This is a genomic window from Mycobacterium sp. Panama NTM2, from assembly GCF_054355555.1.
In genome coordinates this window covers 1,548,696-1,568,517 of sequence record NZ_CM135953.1, presented here as the reverse complement: position 1 = coordinate 1,568,517, position 19,822 = coordinate 1,548,696, and the positions used below count along the sequence as shown (strand labels likewise).

Below are 19,822 nucleotides of genomic sequence, written 5' to 3'. Positions count from 1 at the left end.
GCCCACTGTAGGAGATCCAGACCACACCGTGGCCATGATCCACCGCAATAGCTACTGGGCCATCGCGTACAAGCAACAGCCATCCGGTGTACACCCTGGACATGTACCGCGGCGGCCCCGGTGTCTACCGTGGTAGCCGAGCGCACGCCGGCGACGCTCGAGACCGAACGGAGTCCCCATGACCGCCACCGCCCCCGCAGCGACGAAGAGCACCTACGCGCCGTTGGAGCTGTTCGACATCGCACGCCTGCTCGACGACGAGGAGCGAGAGATCGCCGCGACGGTGCGCAAATTCGTCGACACCACGCTGCGACCGGAGGTCGAGAACTGGTTCGAGTCGGCCACCCTGCCCAGGGAGCTGGCCAAGGAGTTCGGCTCGCTGGGGTTGCTGGGCATGCACCTTCAGGGGTACGGCTGCGCCGGCACCAACGCGGTCAGCTACGGCCTGGCGTGCATGGAGCTCGAAGCCGGTGACAGCGGGTTCCGCAGCTTCGTCTCGGTCCAGGGGTCGCTGTCGATGTTCTCGATCCACCGCTACGGCTCCGACGAGCAGAAGCAGGAGTGGCTGCCCAGGCTCGCGACCGGGGACGCCGTCGGCTGCTTCGGCCTGACCGAGCCGGACTTCGGCTCCAATCCCGCCGGGATGCGTACCCGGGCCCGCCGCGACGGGTCGGACTGGGTGCTCACCGGCACGAAGATGTGGATCACGAACGGCAACCTGGCCGACGTCGCGACCGTGTGGGCACAGACCGACGACGGCATTCGCGGCTTCCTGGTGCCCACCGACACTCCCGGCTTCACCGCCAACGCGATTCATCGCAAGCTGTCGCTGCGCGCGTCGGTGACCTCGGAGCTGGTGCTCGACGAGGTCCGCCTGCCCGCCTCGGCGCAGCTGCCGCACGCCCACGGTCTCGGCGCGCCGCTGTCGTGCCTCAACGAAGCCCGCTTCGGCATCGTCTTCGGCTCGCTCGGTGCGGCGCGCGACTGCCTCGAGACCGCGATCGCCTACACCCAGTCGCGCGACGTGTTCGACAAGCCGCTGTCGAGCTACCAGCTCACGCAGGAGAAGCTCGCCAACATGACGGTGGAGCTCGGCAAGGGCATGTTGCTGGCACTGCACCTGGGCCGGATCAAGGACAGCGACGGCGTTCGGCCCGAGCAGATCAGCCTCGGCAAGCTCAACAACGTCCGCGAGGCGCTCGCGATCGCGCGGGAGTGCCGAACCCTGTTGGGCGGCAGCGGGATCACACTGGAGTACTCACCGCTTCGGCACGCCAACAACCTCGAATCCGTGCTCACCTACGAGGGCACCTCCGAGATGCACATGCTCTCGATCGGCAAGGCGCTGACCGGGCACGCCGCCTTCAGGTCATGACCGCTGCGATCGAGCATCTGATCGCCGGGCAGTGGGTGCCCGGCCAAGGGGAGACCATCGTCAGCCGCAACCCGGCCCGGCCGGACGTGGTGGTCGCCGAGGGCGGCGGAGCCCTGACGGCCGACGTCGACGCCGCGGTCGCCGCGGCGAGCGACGCCGCCACCGCGTGGGCGGCGATGCCGATCCACCAGCGCGGTGCGGTCCTGCTGGCCGCGGCCGACATCGTCGACGGCCACGCCGCGGCGTGGGGCCTCGAGCTGGCCGCCGAGGAGGGCAAGACCAAGGCCGAGGGAGTCGGCGAGGTACGCCGGGCGGCGCAGATCCTGCGCTACTACGGCAACGAGGGCGACCGGCAGGCCGGCGAGATCTATGCCTCCCCGCGCGCGGGCGAACAGATCCTGGTGACGCGCAAGCCTCTCGGCGTGGTCGCAGTGATCACACCGTTCAACTTCCCCATCGCGATCCCGGCGTGGAAGATCGCACCGGCTCTGGTGTTCGGCAACACGGTGGTGTGGAAGCCCGCCAGTACGGTGCCGCTGCTGGCGCTGCGCCTCGCCGACGCACTCACCTCGGCGGGAGTGCCGCCCGGGGTGCTCAACCTCGTGGTCGGCGACTCCGAGATCGGCGACGCGCTCGTCCGTCACCCTCGGATCGACGCGATCACGTTCACCGGCTCCACCGGTGTCGGGCGCCGGATCGCCGCGGCGGCAGCGGCACGCGGTGTTCCGGTACAGGCCGAGATGGGTGGCAAGAACGCCGCTGTGGTGCTCGACGACGCCGATGTCGATCTCGCGGTGGAGCAGGTGCTGCTCGGCGCGTTCCGCTCGACCGGCCAGAAGTGTACGGCCACATCCCGACTCATCGTGACCGAAGGCATCGCCGATCGATTCGTCGACGCGGTGTGTGAGCGCGCGGCGGCACTGCGCGTCGGCGATCCCACCGAGGACGCCACCGAGATGGGCCCGGTCATCAGTGCCCAGGCGCAACGGAGCATCTCCACCGGGATCGCCACGGCGACCGGGCAGGGTGCCACGGTGCGCACGGGAGGCGCGCCCTACTCCGACGCCCGCGCCGACGGCTACTTCGTCGCCCCCACGGTCCTCGAACTGGGCGCCGGGCGGGCGGACGTGTGGACCGAGGAGTTGTTCGGTCCGGTGCTGGCCGTCAAGCGGGCCATCGACGCCGACGAGGCGTTCACCCTGGCCAACGACAGCGAGTTCGGGCTCTCCGCGGCGGTGTTCACCCAGGATCTCACCCGGGCCCTGCACGCGGTGGAACGCATCGACGTCGGTGTGCTGCACATCAATTCGGAGTCGGCCGGCGCCGACCCGCACGTACCGTTCGGCGGGGCGAAGAAGAGCGGGCTGGGCCCCAAGGAACAGGGCGCCGCCGCCCGCGACTTCTTCACCCACACCACCACCGTGTACCTGCGCGGCGGTAGGCCGGTCGCATGACCGGCGGCGCGCTCGACGGCATCGTCGTCGTCGACTTCAGCCGTGTGCTGGCCGGGCCCTACGCGACCATGATGCTCGGTGACTTCGGCGCCGAGGTGATCAAGGTCGAGCGGCCGCAGATCGGTGACGACACCCGGCACTGGGGGCCGCCCTACGATTCCGCCGGCGTCGCAACCTATTACAACGCGGTCAACCGCAACAAGCGATCCCTGGCACTGGATCTGACCGATCCGGCGGACCTGCAACGGGCCCGCGAGCTGGTCGGCAGGGCCGACATCGTGGTCGAGAACTTCCGCGCAGGCACCATGGAGAAACTCGGGCTCGGCTACGACGACGTCCGGGCGGTACGCCCCGACGTCATCTACTGCTCGATCACCGGATTCGGGCGCGCGCAGGGAGCCGACCTCCCCGGATACGACCTGCTGCTACAGGCCGTCGGCGGGCTGATGAGCGTCACCGGCACCGAACCGGGGGACCCCACCAAGGTCGGTGTGGCACTGGTCGACGTCCTCGCCGGCCTGCACGCACTCAGCGGCATCCTGGCAGCCCTGAACCACCGGGAGCGCACCGGCGAGGGCCAGCGGGTGGACACCAACCTGCTGTCGGTGCTGCTGTCCTCGTTGGTGAATCAAGCGTCGGGATACCTGGGCGCCGGGGTGGTGCCACAGATGATGGGCAATCGCCACCCCAGCGTCGCGCCGTATCAGACATTCGACACCGCCGACCGGCCGATCGCCGTGGCGGTCGGCAACGACAAGCAGTTCCGCGCCTTCGCCGCGGCGCTCGGCCAGGCGGACTGGGGTGAAGACCCGCGGTTCGCCACCAACCCGGCCCGCGTGCAGAACCGAGAAGTGTTGTGCGCGTTGATTGAAGCCCAGATGGCCCGCTTCGGCGCCGATCATTGGTATGCCGAACTGACCTCAGCGGGGGTGCCTGCCGGACCGATCAACGACGTCGCCGAGGCGTTCGCTTACGCCCGCTCGCTCGGTATCGAAGCCACGGTGGCGATGCCCGATACGGACACCCCGCAGGTCGCCAACCCGATCACGCTGTCGACCACCCCGGTCAGCTACCGCTCGGGGCCTCCGCCGCTGGGCGGCTGAGGCCGGTCGGCCAGCAGCTGCCTGGCCCTGATCGCGAGCCACAGCCGCGTCCGGGTGTCGGCGTCGTCGAGGTCGTCGTCGAGGGCGTCGCCGATGCGCCGCATCCGGTGGCGCAGCGTGTGGCGGTGCACCCCGGTGGCGGTTGCGGCGCCCTCGAGGTGACCGTTGTGCCGCAGAAAAGCCTCCAGAGTCGCCACCAAGTCCACGCTCAATGCCGTCAAAGGGGCAGCGAGAACGGCCAATTCAGCCGCGGTGCGGCCGGCCAGCAGCACATCGAGGGGTCCCAGCTCGGCGAAGTGCGTGAATCGCGCCCCACCGGCATGGCAGGCGATACGAGCCTGCTCGAGGCCAACGGCGATGTCGCTCAGCGGCACCGGGCCGCTCGCCCCGCCCACCGGCGCCCGGACCGATCCGGTGTCGGCGAGGCGCGCCGTAGCGGGCACCACGATGACCAGCTCAGAGCCCGTCGTCGTCAGATGGACCATCAGGTAGGGCCCGGCTGCGGCGAGACGACGGCCCCACTCCTGTTGCGCCGCAAGCATCGGGCCCACCTCGGTGAGCAACACCACGACCACCTCGTCGTGCGGCGCGAACCCGAAGTACCGCAGCACGCCGTCGTCGACCAGACCCGACCCCCGCAGCAACTCGCGGGTGACAGTGCTGCGCAGGCGCTGCTCGGTCTCGACGACACCCGTCGGCTTCTCCAGTGCGATCGAGACCAGCGACACGGCATGGGCGAGGAGAAAGCGGTCCGCGGTGGACAGGGGGGCCGTCGATCGGATCGCCAATCGACCCCGATGTGATTGTGCCGCAGACAGATTCTGCACAGTGATGAACGCGTCGGAGTCCCCCGTGACGTAGGCGCCGCGCCGCGCCGCGGGCGCGCTGTCGGTGAGCGCTGCGAGCAGTCGGGCCCGCTGCGGCCCCGCCGCCGCCAGCACGCTGCGATCGGCACCGAGCACGACCACTGTCGCGGCAAGCCGGTCGGCCAGCGCGTCGACCACCCCGGGGATGCCGCCGCTGACCGTCGCCCGGGCGAGCACCTCCTGACCATCGACCACCTGCTGCACCGCGCGCAGTTCGTCGTCGGCCAACGCGTCGATGACGGTCTTGGTGATCGCGATGAAAGGCGTCGACGGTGGGACTTCGAGCACCGGCAGGCCCGCCCTGTCGCCGGCATCGAGTACGCCGGCGGGGATTTCGCGCAGCGTCGTGCCGGTGTCGACGGCCAGCGCCGCGCTGCCGCCTCGGCCAACCGTGTCACGTACGCGGACTGCGCGGCGGCGTCGGCACCGATGTTGATCCCGGTGGTCATCACGAGTTCGCCACCGGCGAGGTAGGGCGTGGGGTCGGCCAGCTCGATCGCATGCGCCCAGGCGATCGGACTGTCCGCCGCCGACTGACCCGCGACCAGCCGCAGCCCGAGGCGCTCGACCCCGACCAGTTCCCGCACAGTGATCGCCACGGCTGCAGTCTTACCCGTGCCCGCGACTTCGGCGTGCAAATCGTCGCCAGGCGACGACGGGCACGCCAGAATCGCTTCATGGCAGACGTGGTGATCGTGGGAGCCGGTTTCGCAGGACTGTCGGCAGCGCGGGAGCTGACGCGCCTGGGGCGCGACGTCGTGGTGGTCGAGGGCCGCGACCGCGTGGGAGGTCGCTCCTACACCGGCGAGGTCGGCGGAGTGCCCGTCGACCTCGGCGCGACGTTCGTGGGGCCGACGCAGGACGCCGTGCTGGCGCTGGCCCGCGAGCTGGGCTGCCAGACCGTGCCGACCTACAGCCACGGCAGGAACCTGATCCGGTGGCGCGGTCGGGTGCGCACCTACCGCAGCACCATCCCCCGCCTCTCGATCCTCGAACTCCTCGACGTATCCCGCATCCAGTGGCGGTTCGGCCGGATCAGCCAGAAGGTGCCCGTCGCCGATCCGTGGTCCTCACCCCTCGCGGGGCAGCTCGACGCGCTCACCCTCGAGGGGTGGCTGCGGTCGATGCACGCGAGTGCCTCGACGCGCGATCTGATGGCGGTCATGGCCCGCGTGACGTGGGGATGTGAGCCGGACGCGGTGTCGATGCTGCACGCCGTGCGCTATGTGAAGGCCGCCGGCGGCCTCGACCGCATGCTCGACGTCAAGGGCGGGGCGCAGCAGGACCGCTTCCTGGCAGGCACCCAGCAGATCGCCGTCCGGATGGCCGCAGAACTCGGCGAGCGGGTGGTGCTGGGCGCCCCGGTGCGGCGTATCGAACGCCGCCACGGCGCCCTGACCGTGGTGTCCGACCGCGGTGAATTCACCGGTGACGCCGTGATCGTCGCGGTACCGCCCGAGCACCGCACCGCCATCGCGTTCGATCCGGCCCTTCCCGACGGCTACGACGCGCTGGCCCGGCACTGGCCCCAGGGGCATCTGAGCAAGGCCTATGCCGCCTACGAGCGGCCGTTCTGGCGCGAGAAGGGCTATTCGGGGGAAGCTCTGTCCGACGAGGGCCCGGTGTTCATCACCTTCGACGTCAGCCCCGGCGACGCCGGTCCGGGGGTGCTGCTCGGCTTCACCGACGCGCGCCTGTTCGATCCCCTGCCCCCTGAGCAGCGTCGCGAGGTCGCGCTGTCGAACTTCGCCGCGCTGTTCGGCGACGCGGCCGCGCACCCGGTGGACTATCTCGACCACTGCTGGGGCGCTGAACCGTTCGCCGCGGGCGGCCCGACGGCGGCGGTCCCGCCCGGATCGTGGACGGCCCACGGACGGTTGTTGCGCGCCCCGGTCGACGGGATCTTCTGGGCAGGCACCGAAACCGCCGATGTGTGGCCGGGCTTCCTCGACGGCGCCGTGCGCTCGGGGCAGCGCGCGGCCGCCGAGACACATCAGGAGCTGACGCGACGATCCTGACTCTGCCCGATCAGCCAGCGCAGCTGCGCGTTGACCTCGGCGGGCTGCTCCAGAATCGCGCAGTGGCCGCCCGGCACCTCGACGAAGCGGGCCAGGTTCGGCGCCGTGGCAGCGATACGCCGCGACGAGATGATGGGCAGCAGACGGTCTTTCGTGCTCCCGATCACCACCGTCGGGACGGTGAGGCTCTTCAGGCTGATGTGCTGGGGCCCCATGTGGTCCACCAGGACCCGCGCCCAACCGCCGCGGCCGGCGGGCGGGGTGGTGCGGAACAGCTCGAACACGAAGTCGCTGACCGCGGATTCGGCGTCGCGGCCCACCGCGATCATCTTCACGAACCGGCGGCTGGGTCCGTCGGTCACGCGCATCAGCGGCGCTCCCCCGAACGTCCGCAGCAGCGTGCCGCCCGCCCGCACCCGCGCAGCGGCGAGCGACGGCGGTACCGGCAGCAGGTTCACGTGCCGCAGGAGATCACCGGTCGTGGTGTTGATCAACGCCGCCGCAGCCGCACACTCGGCGACGCTGTGCGGATAGCGCTCCGCCCAGGACGTGATCGCGATACCGCCCATGGAGTGCCCGGCGATGACGGCGCGTTCACCGGGGGCCAGCGTGGCGCGCAGCACCGCGTCGAGATCACCGGCGAGGTGGTCGATGCTGTACCCGCCGCGCCGCGGCGGCACGCCGCTGCGCCCGTGTCCACGGTGATCGAAGGCGATCACGCGGTGGTCCTGGGCCAGGTCGGCGATCTGACACGCCCACACCCGCAGCGAACACGTGATGCCGTGCGCCAACACCACGGCCGGCGCGTCCTCGGGCCCGAACACCTCGGTGTGCAGGCGGACACCGTCGCGGGACCGCACGTCGACGACGCGGCCGGGCGCCAGGTCACGGGCGGGCGCGAAACTCGTGCCCCTCGTCCGGCTGCGTGCGGCCATTCCTGCTCCCCGTCGTTGCATCCGCGCAATGATGCCCTGCCGACCGTACCGCTGCGGCCGCGACTCTCCGGTGCCGTTCGGTGTTGTTCGGTGTTGTTCAATGGTCGGCATGCGCGCAATCCACATCCGCAGTCTGGACGGGCCCAGCGCCGCCGAGCTGGTCGAGATCGACGAACCTGCTGCCACCGAGGAATCCGTGGTCGTCGAGGTGCACGCCGCGGGCGTCGCCTTTCCCGATGCGCTGCAGTCCCGCGGGCTCTACCAGTACAAGCCCGAACTCCCCTATGTCCCGGGTGCCGAGATCGCCGGGGTGGTCCGCAGCGCGCCCGACGGCGCCCACGTCCGCCCGGGTGATCGGGTCGCCGGCCTGACGATGCTGTCCGGCGCGATGGCCGAAGTGGTTGCACTGCAACCGGAGCGGGTGTTCGCACTGCCCGACGCCGTGTCCTTCGAAGCCGGCGCCGGGTTGCTGTTCAACGATTTGACCGTGCACTTCGCGTTGCGCACTCGCGGGAGGCTGCGGGACGGCGAGACCGTGCTCGTGCACGGCGCCGCCGGTGGTATCGGCACCTCGACGCTTCGCCTGGCGCCCGCCTTCGGCGCCGTTCGCACGATCGCCGTCGTCAGCACGGACGCGAAGGCCGAGGTGGCTCGCGCGGCCGGGGCGTCGGACGTGGTGCTCGCCGACGGATTCAAAGACGCGGTGAAGGAGCTGACCGGTGGGAGAGGCGTCGACATCGTCCTGGACCCGGTCGGCGGGGACCGCTTCACCGACTCGCTGCGCTCACTGGCGCCGGGCGGCCGCCTGCTGGTCGTCGGTTTCACCGGCGGCGACATCCCGACGGTCAAGGTCAACCGCCTGCTGCTCAACAATGTCGACGCCGTCGGCGTGGGCTGGGGCGCGTGGACGATGACGCACCCGGGTTATCTCACCGAGCAGTGGGCCGAGCTCGCGCCGTTGCTGGCCTCCGGCGCGGTGCGGCCGCCGGAACCAGACGTCTACCCCCTGGAGCGCGCCGGCGAGGCCATCGCATCGCTGGAGGATCGGACCGCGCGCGGCAAAGTCGTCGTGACGCTGCGCTGACTCGCGGCCGTGGCGGTACGGGCGCGAATTCTGTGTCATCGGGCACTGATTTGCCCGCTACGATAGTGACCATCATGGCGCCCGCTCCACGAGGATCGACGGTCGATCCACAGGTTGCTGGCTTTCTCCATGCGGCATCCCAGCGACCGACCGGGCTGGTCATCGAGGGCGAGGCCGGTATCGGGAAGACCACCCTGTGGCTCTCCCTGGTCGAACAGGCACGCGCCGATGGCTTCCGGGTGCTGAGTGCACGGGTAGGGCAGGCGGAATCGGTGATGGCGTTCGCCGCGCTGGCCGATCTACTCGCCGATGTCGACACCGGCCTCCTCGCCGCACTGCCGCCTCTGCAGCGGCTCGCACTGGACCGGGTGCTCCTTCGGGCCGGCGACGACGGCCCGGCGACCGACCACCGAGTGGTGGCCGCGGCGTTCATCGCGGTTCTGCGCGCGCTGGCCGAGGCCGGTCCCGTCCTGGTCGCGATCGACGACGTCCAGTGGATGGACATCTCGAGCCGCACAGCGGTCGCCTTCGCCGCACGCCGGCTGCAGGGCCGGTTCGGGGTGTTGCTCACCGAACGGTGCCACCCCGGTGACGGCGCGACGACGATGTGGTTGACGCTGAACAGACCCGACGGCATCCACCGCAGCGCGGTGCGTCCGCTCGACAGCGCCGCGTTGCACACACTGATCTCCGAACGCACGGGCCGCACATTCTCCCGTCCGACGATCCTGCGCATCGCCGAGATCTCCGGCGGCAACCCGTTTTTCGCCGTGGAGCTGGCCCGCGCGATCGGAGACGGCCACGCGCCGGCCGAACAGGCGCTGCCTCCCACCCTCAACGAGGTGGTACGAGCCCGCATCGGCTCGCTCGACGATCGGGTGCGCGAATTCCTGCTGTGCGTGGCCTGCCTGGCCGACGCACGCGTGGACGTGCTGGCCGACGCCATCGGCACGAGCCGTGACGAGGTCATCGCCCTCGTCGAACGCGCCGAGGAGGCGGGGGTTCTCACCCTGGCCGGCAATCAGGTCCGATTCAGCCATCCCCTGCTGGCCAGTGGGGTTTATGCCGACGCCGGATCGCCGGCCCGCCGGGCGATGCACCGCAGGCTGGCCTCCGCGGTGGCGCTGCCCGAGGTCCGCGCCCGCCACCTGGCGCTGGCGTCGGCGACGGGCACGGAGGAGATCTTCACCGCGCTGGATGCCGCGGCGGATTCAGCACGCGCCCGCGGCGCGCCGGCCGCGGCCGCGGAGTTGGTCGACCTGGCGATCGGGCTGGGCGGGGACACCGCGGTGCGTCGGCTCAAGTCCGCCGAGAACCATTTCCTGGCCGGCAATGTGACCCGCGCGGGCGAGTTGCTCGCCGACATTCCGCCCGGCGAGCCGGACATCGTGCGCGCGTTGGCGGCGAGCCTGCTCGCCACCGTGCTGATGTACCAGAACCAACACAGCGACGCGGTGGAGCTGTTGCGCGGCGCGGCGGACGACGCCGCGAGCAACAGCGCCGTGCTGATCCAGGTGCTTCTGCGATTGTCCTTCGCGCTCAACAACATCGGCGAGCCGGATGACGCGCGACGCCACGGTCGCGACGCGGTGAAGCTGGCCGAGGAGCTCGGCGTTCCCGCCATCATCAGCGCGGCGCTGGCCTGGTCGGTGTACGTCGACTTCCAGAACGGGCGCGGACTCGACCAGCGGGCGCTGCGCCGCGCGCTGGAGTGCTACGACAGCGCGTTCGACGTCCCCATCATCTTCCGGGCGCCGCTGGTGCATGCGCTCACGCTGTCCTGGACGGGAAAGCTCACCCAAGCCCATGAGCAGTTGACCGCGCTGAGGGTGGTGTGCGCGGAGCGCGGGGCGGAAAGCGACATGATGGCGATCGCGGGTTTCCTTGCGATGAACCACATCTGGCGTGGGCGCTTCGCCGAGGCCGCGGTGGAGGCCGCCGATGCGGTGGAACGGGCCGAGCAGCTCGGCGGCGAGGACGTCCTGATCATCCCGCTGACGGTGCGTGCGGTGGTCTCGTCGTTCCTGGGGCACGAGGACGATGCCCGCACCGATGCCAGTCGCGTCGTCGCGGCCACCCGCGGTCGTACCGCCTCGCACATCGCCGACTGGCCGGGGATGGCGCTCTGCTTCCTCGAGGAATCGCTGGGCCGGCATCGAGAGGCACTGGCTGCGCTCGATGTGTCGTTTCTGACCGAACCCGGCCTGTCGACCGAGATCGCCTACGGGTGGCATCTTCCCGACGTCATCGAGGCCATGGTCGCGGTGGGCCGACTCGACGAGGCCGACAGGCTGACCGCCGCGTTGGAACGCGACGGCGCAGAGCACGACCGGGGGTGGATGAGGGCGGTCGGGGCCCGGTGTCGCGCCGTCGTGCTCGCCGCGGCGGGGCAGGTGGCCGACGCCGAGCAGGCTGCGCACCGGGCGCTGATGGAGCACGACCGGCTCCCGATGCCGTTCGAACGGGCGCGCACCCACCTGGTGCTGGGCCAGCTCCAGCGTCGGTTGCGGCAAAAGCAGCTCGCGGCAACGACATTGACCGGTGCGCTGGAGACGTTCGAGCACCTCGGAACCCCACTGTGGGCGCGGCGTGCGCGCGCCGAGCTGTCCCGAACGGTGGTGGCGCCCTCCGACGACCTCACGGCGCTCACACCGTCGGAGCTCCGGGTGGCCGAGATGGCCGCCTCGGGAGCGACGAACAAGAACATCGCCGCGGCCATGTTCATCAGCGCCAAGACCGTCGAGCACAACCTCACTCGCATCTACCGCAAACTCGGCATCACGTCGCGGGCCGAGTTGGGTCGACGGATGGACCGCCAGTCGGCCGATTAGGTGATCCAGTCGGGCTGGGCCTCGACGTCGACGGCGGAGAAATCCTTGTGTGCAAGACCCGCGATGGTGCCGCCGTCGACCACGAATTCGGCACCTGTCGAGTAGCTCGACTCGTCGCTGGCCAGATACACCACCAGGTTGCTGACCTCGACGGGCTGGGCGATGCGCCCGAGCGCGGTGGTGAAGATGTCCTCGGGCACCCAGTCGGCCATCGGCGTCTTCACGAGTCCCGGATGCACCGAGTTCACCCGGATGCCGAACGGCCCCAACTCCAACGCGGTCGATTTGGTGAGACCGCGCACCGCGAATTTGGTGGCGGTGTAGCCGTGGCAGGCGATCGTGCCGGCCATCCCCTCGATGGAGGAGATGTTGATGATCGATCCACGGCCCGCCGCCTTCATCGGGCCGGCCGCGGCGCGGATGCCCAGGAAGACGCCGGTGAGATTGATGTCGAGGATGCGCTGCCACTCGGCCATGTCGTAATCCTCGACCGTTCCGATGTTGAGGATCCCGGCGTTGTTGACCAGGACGTCGAGTGAACCGAACGCGTCCTGCGCGACGGCCACCGCCGAGCGCCAGTCGTCGGGGTCGGTGACGTCGAGGTGCACGTAACGCGCGTGCTCTCCGAGCTCCGCGGCCACGCGTTCACCATCGGCGTCGAGGATGTCGCCGCACACCACCTTGGCGCCGTGGGCCACCATCTCCCGCGCATGCGAGGCCCCCATCCCGCGGGCGGCTCCGCTGATGAGGGCGACCTTGCCGGCCAACCGAGCTGTCATGGGGATCTCCTGCCTCAGCGGTGCCGGTGCGCATCCTCACCATACAGATCGTGGCGGGTGGATGGTCGCGATTCGCCGTGCTGCCGGATCCGCGGCCCCGCCGGTGGCCCGTCGGCCATACTGTGCCGATGAACGGGCTTGCGGGCAAAGGGATTCTGGTCACCGGCGCCGCATCGGGCATCGGCGAGGCGACCGTGCGGCGGTTGGCGGGCGAAGGCGCGATCGTCGTCGGATTGGACCTGGCGGCCGACGCCCCGCCCGCCGGGGACCACGTGCGCGGCGACGTGCTCGACGTCGCCGCGGTGGACGCCGCGGTGCAGCGCGTCGTCCAGCTGGCCGGCCGCCTCGACGGCGTGGTGCACTCCGCGGGCGTCGGCGGTGGCGGACCCATTCATCTGCTGCCCGACCGGGAATGGGACCGCGTCATCGACGTGAACCTCAAGGGCACCTTCGTGGTGCTGCGCGCAGCCCTGGCCCAGATGGTGACGCAGGATCGAGTCGACGGAGAGCGTGGCGCGGTGGTGACCCTGTCGAGCGTCGAGGGCCTCGAGGGCACGGCCGGCGGCAGTGCCTACAACGCGTCGAAGGGCGGGGTCGTCCTGCTCACCAAGAACGCTGCGATCGACTACGGGCCGAGCGGGATTCGTGCCAACGTGATCTGCCCCGGCTTCATCGAGACGCCGCTGTTCGAGTCGGTGATGGGCCTCGAAGGGATGGCCGGCCCACGCGAAGGCGTGCGCCATGAGCACAAGCTGCGCAGGTTCGGCCGGCCCGACGAGGTCGCCGCCGTCGCGGCGTTCCTGTTGTCGGCGGACGCCAGTTTCGTCAGCGGTCAGGCCATCGCAGTGGATGGCGGCTACACCGCAGGACGCGACCACCAGGTGACCGAGCTGATGGGTCTCGGCGAGCAGTGAGGACAGCCGATCACCACACCACGGCGACTGCGGCCGCAGTCAGCGCCAGCACCCCGACCGACAGGAACAGCGGGCGCGGCACCGGGTTTCCCGTCCGCCGCTGTCGCGCGTTGCCCATGCCGAGTACGCCACCGAGGACGACGAGGATGACGAGCTTCACCCCGATCTTGGGATAATTCAGCTCGACCCCGGCCGGCCACGGCGGGGCGAGCGCAAGGCCGGTCAGCAGTGAGACCAGCAGGCCGTAGTCCATCAGCCGGGTGGTGACGAACCGGCGGGCCGCCGCCTCGGCGACCCAGGCCCCGAAAGTGACCGCGAAACCGACGAGGTGCAGCAAGACCACTACGGACCGTAGTACTTCCATGCGGTGAGGCTACAACAGCGGACGCCGACACTTCCGGCGATCAGGCAGGCGGTGGGCCGACGGGTACCTGATAGCAGTTGGTGCCCCCGATACCCAGCACGTACACGGTGTCGCAGCGCTGGAAGGTGCCGTCCGGTCCGGGCAGGGAATCGCAACGCCCACCGCCGTTTCCGAACACCACCGCATTGCTGCACGGTTGCGCGCCCGCCGGCGCCGCCGACACCCCTGTCGCAAGTCCGGCTCCGGCCACCGCTGCCGCCGCCCCCGCGATCATCCATTTTCTCGTCATGTCATGTCCCCTTCGTCGATTCCGCGCTTTGGCGCGGACCTGCCGGTGGACTGGCCCCAGCGCCCGACCGCCGGCACATGACTCCTCGATTGTGCGCCTGCGAACCCACTCTGCGCAGGCGATTTACGTCACGTGATCTTTCGCCTCGTCCGCGATTCCGGCGGCCGGCCGACCCGGTGCGGTGTATCGTGTGGCCACCGGGGACTGGAACGGCGACGCCAGGCGGAGGTTCGCATGGAGATTCCGAACGTGCCCGATGTGTCCGAGGTCCCCGGCGACGCACGCGGCCTCACCCGCCTTCTGCACGCCGTACAGGAGCTGTCGCTGGCGCGCAGCCTCGCAGAGATCCAGGCGATCGTGCGTACCGCCGCTCGTGAGCTGACGGGCTGTGACGGAGCCACTTTCGTACTCCGCGACGACGGCAAGTGCTACTACGCGGACGAGGACGCGATCGCCCCGCTGTGGAAGGGCAGCCGGTTCCCGATGGAGATCTGCATCAGCGGCTGGGCGATGTTGAATCGAACTCCGGCGGTGATTCCCGACATCTACAGTGACCCCCGGGTCCCTCATGCCGCGTACCGACCCACGTTCGTCCGCAGCCTCGTGATGGTGCCCATCCGCACCCTCGATCCCGTCGGTGCGATCGGCAACTACTGGGCCCGGGAACACGAACCCACCGCCCGGGAGGTGTCACTGCTCCAGGCGCTGGCCGACTCGACATCGATAGCCATGGAGAACGTGGCCGTCAACGAGGAGTTGGAGCAGCGCGTCCGGGACCGCACTGCAGATCTGGAACGGGCCAACGAGGAGATCCATCGTCTCTCGCGGACCGACGATCTGACCGGCCTGGCGAACAGACGTGGATTCCACCTGCTGGCCGAGGAGGCCCTGCGGATAGCGCGCAGTCGTGGGCGACGTTGCCTGCTGGCCTATCTCGACGTGGACGGACTCAAACGGGTCAATGACGAGGCAGGCCACGAAGTCGGCGACCGCCTGATCGCCGACGTGGGCAGTGTTCTGCGGACAGCGGTCCGACCGTCGGACATCGTGGCACGCCTCGGTGGTGACGAATTCTGCGCGCTGCTCGTGGATTACGGCGGCGACGGCGCGACCCTGAAGCAGCGCCTGACCGACGCGCTACGGGACTTCCAGGGCTTGTGCGAGCGACCCTACAGACTGGCCGCCAGCGTCGGGGTTCTGGAGGTTCCGCCGACCGATGTCAGCACGCTCGACGAGTTGCTCGCCCACGCCGATCAGCTGATGTACGAGGACAAGAAGCGCAAACCGCTGACCCTTCCTGCCGTCTGAGCCGCGTCGATGTCGGTGTCACGTGATGCCTCAGATCAAGATGCCCGCGAAATCTGATCCATGCCTCAGGTAAGAATGCCCGCGAAACGGCGTTGGGTCAGGAGGCCTTGATCCGGATGCCTTTGCGGGTGTCGGGTAGGGCGGTGGGGATGCTGGCGAGGTAGAGCTGTTCGGTTTTCTCCTTGGCCAGCTGGAGAAGTCGGTTCTGCAGGTCGGCGATCTGGCGTCCCATCGCGGCCGGGTTCAGGCTGTCGCGGTAGGTCAGGAGCTCCGATTCTTGGGCTGGTGAGAGGACGCCGGCCGCCAGTAGCCGGTCCAGTGGGGTCTTGGGCTGGTCGTAGAGACGGCGGCGCCGGCCGTCACCGCTGCTGGCGTAGCCGATGGGTTTGATGGTGGGGGTCAGGTAGTTGAGCCGGTCGTTGACCAGAGGCCAGAGCCGGTTGAGCACCGCACGTTCCTCGTCGGTGTCGTAGCGGTAGTAGAACCCGTACTTGCGGACGAGATGGTTGTTCTTGGACTCGATGGTGGCCTGGTCGTTCTTCTTGTACGGCCGGGAGCGGGTGAAGAAGATCTCCATCTGCCCGGCCCATTTGATGACGGCTTTGTTGAGGAACTCGGTGCCGTTGTCGAAGTCCAAACCAGTTACCTCATACGGTATTTCATGCACACCTGCTTTCAGGGCGGCCAGGATGTGGGTGTGGGCGTTGTTGCGCACGGTCCGCGTGAAAGTCCAGCCGGTGTGCACATCGGTGAGGTTGAGGGTGCGGGCGAACTCGCCCTTCAACGTCGGCCCGCAGTGCGCGACGGTGTCTCCTTCGAAAAAGCCTGGCGCAGCTTCGATTTCGTCGGTGGCCTTGCGAATCTTGACCGACGAGCGCAACAGCGGCGAGGGCTTGGTGGTGGACTTGCCCTTGATCTGGTCTTTGGCTTTCACCGGCGCCAGATAGCGGTCGATTGACGCCGCGCTCATCGCCAACAGCTCCTCGCGCACCGTCGGGCTGTAACGGTCACGGCCAAAGACCAACTCGCCGTGGCGCTCCAACCCGTCGAGCTGCAGGGCCATCGAAGCAGCCAGGTACTTGCCGCACTGCCCACCCGAGGCGGCCCAGACCTTCTGCAGCACCTTACGGGTGTCATAGCTGTACTTCGGCGAGCGCGGTTTGCGCGGCCGTTTTGCGACACTGCGGCCCGCACCCGGCGGGCGCCTGGCCGCTACCGTGAGCCGCCGGCGGGCGTTATCACGCGACCAGCCGGTCACCTCGACCACCTGATCCAGAATCCGGCCCCGGTCCTTCTTCGAAGCCCTCACATACGCCTTGGCGTACCTGGCGGTGACCTCGGCACGAGACGCCATCGACAACCCACTTCCCATGCTCCACGACGATCACCATTTCGCGGGCATTCTTACGTGAGGCACCGAGGGCGTTTCGCGGGCACTTTTCGTGAGTCAAGCCGTGTCATTGCGCAACACCTAGCCGCCAGTTACGCTACGCAACGTTGCGATATGGCGATCGGGAGGTCCAGTGACACGGACGGTGCACGCGGCTCAGCGGTTCGACACCTCCACCGACGACATCGCCGCTGCGCTGGACGATGTCAGCATCCCCGCGCTGCTGCTGTCGATGGTTCACCTCACGGGCGATCCGCGCTTCATCCGCGACTTCGCCCAGGCGGGCCTGTTTCTCAACGAGATCCAGGGCTTCATGAGCGAAGAGGACAAAGCCCGCGCCCGGGCGGCAGCGCTGCCGGTGATCGTGGACTATCGCGACCGCGGCTGCCCGCCCCTGCCGCCGCTGCCCGCCGAACTGGTCAGGGAGATGCTCGACTGGGCGGCCTGCGAACCCGTCGACGAAGCCAACATCGCGCTGGTTCTCGAGGAACTCGATCTCGAAGGCACCGATCCGCGGCGGCCCGCGCCGGTGGACCCCGTCCGCGCGGCGGGCCGGCGGGTTCTCGTGATCGGCTGTGGCGAATCCGGCATCCTGGCCGGGATTCGGCTGCAGCAGGCCGGGATTGCCTTCGAGATCATCGAGAAGAACGCCGGCCCTGGTGGAACGTGGTGGGAGAACCGCTACCCCGGTGCGCGGGTCGACGTCGCCAATCACCTGTACAGCTACAGCTTCGAACCCGGCACGCACTGGGAACACTTCTTTGCCGAGCAGCCGGAACTGGCCGCCTACTTCGCCGACGTGATGGACCGGCACGGCTTGCGCGAGCACGTGCGGTGGAACACGGAGGTGTGCTCAGCACGCTGGGACGACGAGAGCTCGATGTGGCACGTCGATGTGCGCACGGGCCAGACCGTGCAGACCCTGACCGCTGACGCGCTGATCACCGCGGTCGGTCAACTCAACCGCCCCGCTCTGCCCGACCTCCCCGGCCGAGAATCGTTCGCGGGGCCGTCATTTCACTCGGCGCGGTGGGATCGCGCTATCGACCTGACCGGACGGCGGGTCGCGCTGGTCGGCGCCGGCGCCAGCGGGTTCCAGATCGCGCCCGCGATCGCCGACACGGTAGCCCAGCTGACCGTCTTCCAGCGCACCGCACAGTGGATGTTCCCGAACCCGATGTACCACGACCCGGTGCCCGACGGCGCTCGCTGGGCGCTGGAGAACCTGCCCGGTTACGCCCGCTGGTACCGCTTCCTGCTGTTCTGGCCGGGCGCGGACAAGGGCCTCGACGCCGCCCGCGTCGACCCCGACTACGCAGACCAACACCACGCGGTCAGCGAGGTCAACGCGTTGGCGCGCATGATGTTCACCGAATGGATCACCTCCCAGGTCGGCGACGACGACGATCTGCTGGCCCGGGTGCTGCCCGACTATCCGGCCACCGCGAAGCGCACCCTGCAGGACAACGGAAGCTGGCTCGCCACATTGAAAAGGCCCAACGTCACGCTGGTCCGCACACCGCTACAGGAGGTGACCCCCGCCGGCGTCGTGACGACGGACGGCACCACCTACGACGCCGATGTGATCGTGTACGCCACCGGTTTTCGAGCCACCGATCTCCTGCTGCCGATGACGGTGACCGGGCGTGGCGGAGCGGATCTGCACGACGTCTGGGGGCAGCGGCCGCACGCCTACCTCGGCATCACCGTGCCGGGCTTCCCGAACTTCTTCATGACCTACGGCCCGGGAACGCATCTGGCGCACGGCGGCAGCCTGATCATGCATTCGGAACTGCAGATGCGCTACATCAATGCCTGCCTCGCCCATCTGATCGACAGTGGTGCGCGCGCCATGGAACCGCTGCCCGAACCGACGCAGGACTGGCACCGACGCACGCAGGAGCGGATCACCCAGACCGTGTGGGCGCACCCGGCCGTCGAGCACTCCTACTTCAAGACCAGCAGCGGGGAGATCCACACCGTGAGTCCGTGGCGGCTCTGCGAATACCATGACGCGGTGGCCCGGCCCGACCTCAGCCACTTCCGCATCGACGCATCCATCGACCGCGACGGGACGGCCTGACATGCGCGCGGTGGTCGTCGACCCGGGTGGCACGGTGCGTGTCGACGACCGACCCGATCCGGTGCTGCCCGGGCCCGACGGAGCAGTCATCGAGGTCACGGCGACCGCTATCTGCGGATCCGACCTCCACTTCCTCGAAGGCCACTACCCGATGGCCGAGCCGGTGTCGGTCGGCCACGAAGCCGTCGGTGTCGTACGCGAGATCGGTTCGGAGGTAAAAAGTGTCGCGGTCGGAGAGCGAGTGCTGGTGTCGTCGGTGGCGGGCTGCGGCCGCTGCGCGGGCTGCGCCACCTCCGATCCGGTCCGCTGCGTGTCGGGTCCGCAGATCTTCGGTGCGGGTGTGCTGGGCGGCGCACAGGCTGATCTGATGGCCGTCCCGGCCGCCGATTTCCAGCTGCTGCCCATCCCGGACGGTATCGACACCGAGGCGGCGCTGCTGCTCACCGACAATCTCGCGACCGGGTGGGCGGCGGCCCGACGCGCGGACATCCCGGTCGGCGGTACCGTCGCGGTCATCGGCGCAGGAGCGGTCGGCCAGTGCGCCCTCCGCAGTGCCCTGTTCCTGGGTGCAGCACGGGTTTTCGCGATCGACCCGGTGGAGTATCGGCGTGACCGGGCCGCACTGGCCGGCGCCACCCCGGCACCGCCGCCTGCGGCAGCCACCGTCCTGGAGGCGACGAACGGCCTGGGCGCGGACGCGGTGATCGACGCGGTCGGCACCGACACCACCCTCGACGACGCGATCGCCTGCGTGCGGGTCGGCGGCACGGTGTCGGTGGTCGGGGTGCACGACTTGGCGCCGTACCCGTTTCCGGCACTGCTGGGACTGTTACGCAGTCTGACGATCCGATGGACGACGGCGCCGGTGCAGCAGACGTGGCCGGAGCTGATCCCGCTGCTGCGCTCTGGCCGTCTCGATGTGAGCGGAATCTTCACCGCCACCATGCCGTTGACCGACGCCGCAGACGCGTATGCGGCCGCGATGTCCAGATCGGCGGGCCACGTCAAGATCCAGCTGACGCCCTGACA

The 19,822-nt window shown here is 69.4% G+C and carries 15 protein-coding genes and 1 pseudogene; 10 read left to right on the top strand and 6 right to left on the bottom strand.

Annotation, left to right across the window (positions count from 1 at the left end):
* Window positions 1–178: 178 nt before the first annotated feature.
* The 3 genes from ACXYX3_RS07480 to ACXYX3_RS07470 are packed head-to-tail and all read left to right on the top strand — an operon-like array spanning window position 179 to window position 3,932.
* The gene (locus tag ACXYX3_RS07480; RefSeq protein WP_241202789.1) at window positions 179–1,375 is read left to right on the top strand and encodes an acyl-CoA dehydrogenase family protein; all 1,197 of its coding nucleotides are present in this window, start codon (window positions 179–181) and stop codon (window positions 1,373–1,375) included.
* Window positions 1,372–2,829 (top strand): aldehyde dehydrogenase family protein, encoded by a 1,458-nt coding sequence (locus ACXYX3_RS07475; RefSeq protein WP_458611085.1) that lies wholly within the window; start codon window positions 1,372–1,374, stop codon window positions 2,827–2,829. Before ACXYX3_RS07480 ends, ACXYX3_RS07475 begins: the two co-directional genes overlap by 4 nt.
* Window positions 2,826–3,932 carry a CaiB/BaiF CoA transferase family protein gene (locus tag ACXYX3_RS07470; protein WP_458611084.1) on the top strand — a complete coding sequence of 369 codons (1,107 nt, stop codon included), beginning with the start codon at window positions 2,826–2,828 and terminating at the stop codon, window positions 3,930–3,932. Before ACXYX3_RS07475 ends, ACXYX3_RS07470 begins: the two co-directional genes overlap by 4 nt.
* Here ACXYX3_RS07470 and ACXYX3_RS07465 read toward each other — a convergent pair.
* Window positions 3,899–5,397 (bottom strand): annotated as a pseudogene (locus tag ACXYX3_RS07465) (PucR family transcriptional regulator). The gene ACXYX3_RS07470 and the pseudogene ACXYX3_RS07465 sit on opposite strands and share 34 nt — an antisense overlap.
* A 78-nt stretch (window positions 5,398–5,475) precedes the next feature.
* Between ACXYX3_RS07465 and ACXYX3_RS07460 the strand changes: the two are divergent.
* Window positions 5,476–6,816 carry a flavin monoamine oxidase family protein gene (locus ACXYX3_RS07460; protein ID WP_458611082.1) on the top strand — a complete coding sequence of 447 codons (1,341 nt, stop codon included), beginning with the start codon at window positions 5,476–5,478 and terminating at the stop codon, window positions 6,814–6,816.
* Here the strand turns inward: ACXYX3_RS07460 and ACXYX3_RS07455 are convergent.
* Window positions 6,792–7,751: an alpha/beta fold hydrolase gene (locus ACXYX3_RS07455; RefSeq protein ID WP_458611080.1), complete on the bottom strand. Its 960-nt coding sequence runs from the start codon at window positions 7,749–7,751 to the stop codon at window positions 6,792–6,794. The two genes, ACXYX3_RS07460 and ACXYX3_RS07455, sit on opposite strands and share 25 nt — an antisense overlap.
* Before the next feature lie 109 nt (window positions 7,752–7,860).
* On the opposite strand from ACXYX3_RS07455, the gene ACXYX3_RS07450 reads away from it, so the two are divergent.
* Both ACXYX3_RS07450 and ACXYX3_RS07445 read left to right on the top strand, forming a co-directional pair.
* On the top strand, window positions 7,861–8,835 hold the full coding sequence (locus tag ACXYX3_RS07450) for an NADPH:quinone oxidoreductase family protein (protein WP_458611078.1): 975 nt from the start codon (window positions 7,861–7,863) through the stop codon (window positions 8,833–8,835).
* Between the two features lie 74 nt (window positions 8,836–8,909).
* Window positions 8,910–11,666, top strand: coding sequence for an AAA family ATPase (locus tag ACXYX3_RS07445; protein WP_458611076.1), 2,757 nt, complete (start codon window positions 8,910–8,912; stop codon window positions 11,664–11,666).
* Here ACXYX3_RS07445 and ACXYX3_RS07440 read toward each other — a convergent pair.
* Complete coding sequence (locus tag ACXYX3_RS07440; RefSeq protein WP_458611074.1) at window positions 11,663–12,445, bottom strand: glucose 1-dehydrogenase; 783 nt, start codon at window positions 12,443–12,445, stop codon at window positions 11,663–11,665. The two genes, ACXYX3_RS07445 and ACXYX3_RS07440, sit on opposite strands and share 4 nt — an antisense overlap.
* Window positions 12,446–12,573: 128 nt before the next feature.
* Between ACXYX3_RS07440 and ACXYX3_RS07435 the strand changes: the two genes are divergently transcribed.
* Window positions 12,574–13,359, top strand: coding sequence for an SDR family NAD(P)-dependent oxidoreductase (locus ACXYX3_RS07435; protein ID WP_458611072.1), 786 nt, complete (start codon window positions 12,574–12,576; stop codon window positions 13,357–13,359).
* Window positions 13,360–13,369: 10 nt separating this feature from the next.
* Here ACXYX3_RS07435 and ACXYX3_RS07430 read toward each other — a convergent pair whose 3' ends face one another.
* A complete protein-coding gene (locus ACXYX3_RS07430) occupies window positions 13,370–13,723 on the bottom strand; it encodes a Fe-S protein (protein ID WP_458611070.1) in 354 nt (117 codons plus the stop codon).
* Window positions 13,724–13,763: 40 nt separating this feature from the next.
* A complete protein-coding gene (locus ACXYX3_RS07425) occupies window positions 13,764–14,012 on the bottom strand; it encodes a CDGP domain-containing protein (protein WP_374238289.1) in 249 nt (82 codons plus the stop codon).
* 234 nt (window positions 14,013–14,246) lie between these two features.
* Between ACXYX3_RS07425 and ACXYX3_RS07420 the strand changes: the two genes are divergently transcribed.
* The gene (locus tag ACXYX3_RS07420; RefSeq protein WP_241202800.1) at window positions 14,247–15,320 is read left to right on the top strand and encodes a GGDEF domain-containing protein; all 1,074 of its coding nucleotides are present in this window, start codon (window positions 14,247–14,249) and stop codon (window positions 15,318–15,320) included.
* Window positions 15,321–15,417: 97 nt separating this feature from the next.
* On the opposite strand, the gene ACXYX3_RS07415 is transcribed toward ACXYX3_RS07420, so the two are convergent.
* Entirely contained in the window at window positions 15,418–16,674 is a 1,257-nt protein-coding gene (locus ACXYX3_RS07415; RefSeq protein WP_176215952.1) for an integrase catalytic domain-containing protein, read from the bottom strand.
* Between the two features lie 169 nt (window positions 16,675–16,843).
* Here ACXYX3_RS07415 and ACXYX3_RS07410 point away from each other — a divergent pair, with 169 nt between their 5' ends.
* Together ACXYX3_RS07410 and ACXYX3_RS07405 are read left to right on the top strand one after the other, a co-directional pair.
* Complete coding sequence (locus ACXYX3_RS07410) at window positions 16,844–18,793, top strand: flavin-containing monooxygenase (protein WP_458611068.1); 1,950 nt, start codon at window positions 16,844–16,846, stop codon at window positions 18,791–18,793.
* A 1-nt stretch (window position 18,794) separates the two neighbouring features.
* Window positions 18,795–19,820 (top strand): alcohol dehydrogenase catalytic domain-containing protein, encoded by a 1,026-nt coding sequence (locus ACXYX3_RS07405; RefSeq protein ID WP_458611066.1) that lies wholly within the window; start codon window positions 18,795–18,797, stop codon window positions 19,818–19,820.
* The last annotated feature ends 2 nt before the right edge of the window (window positions 19,821–19,822 follow it).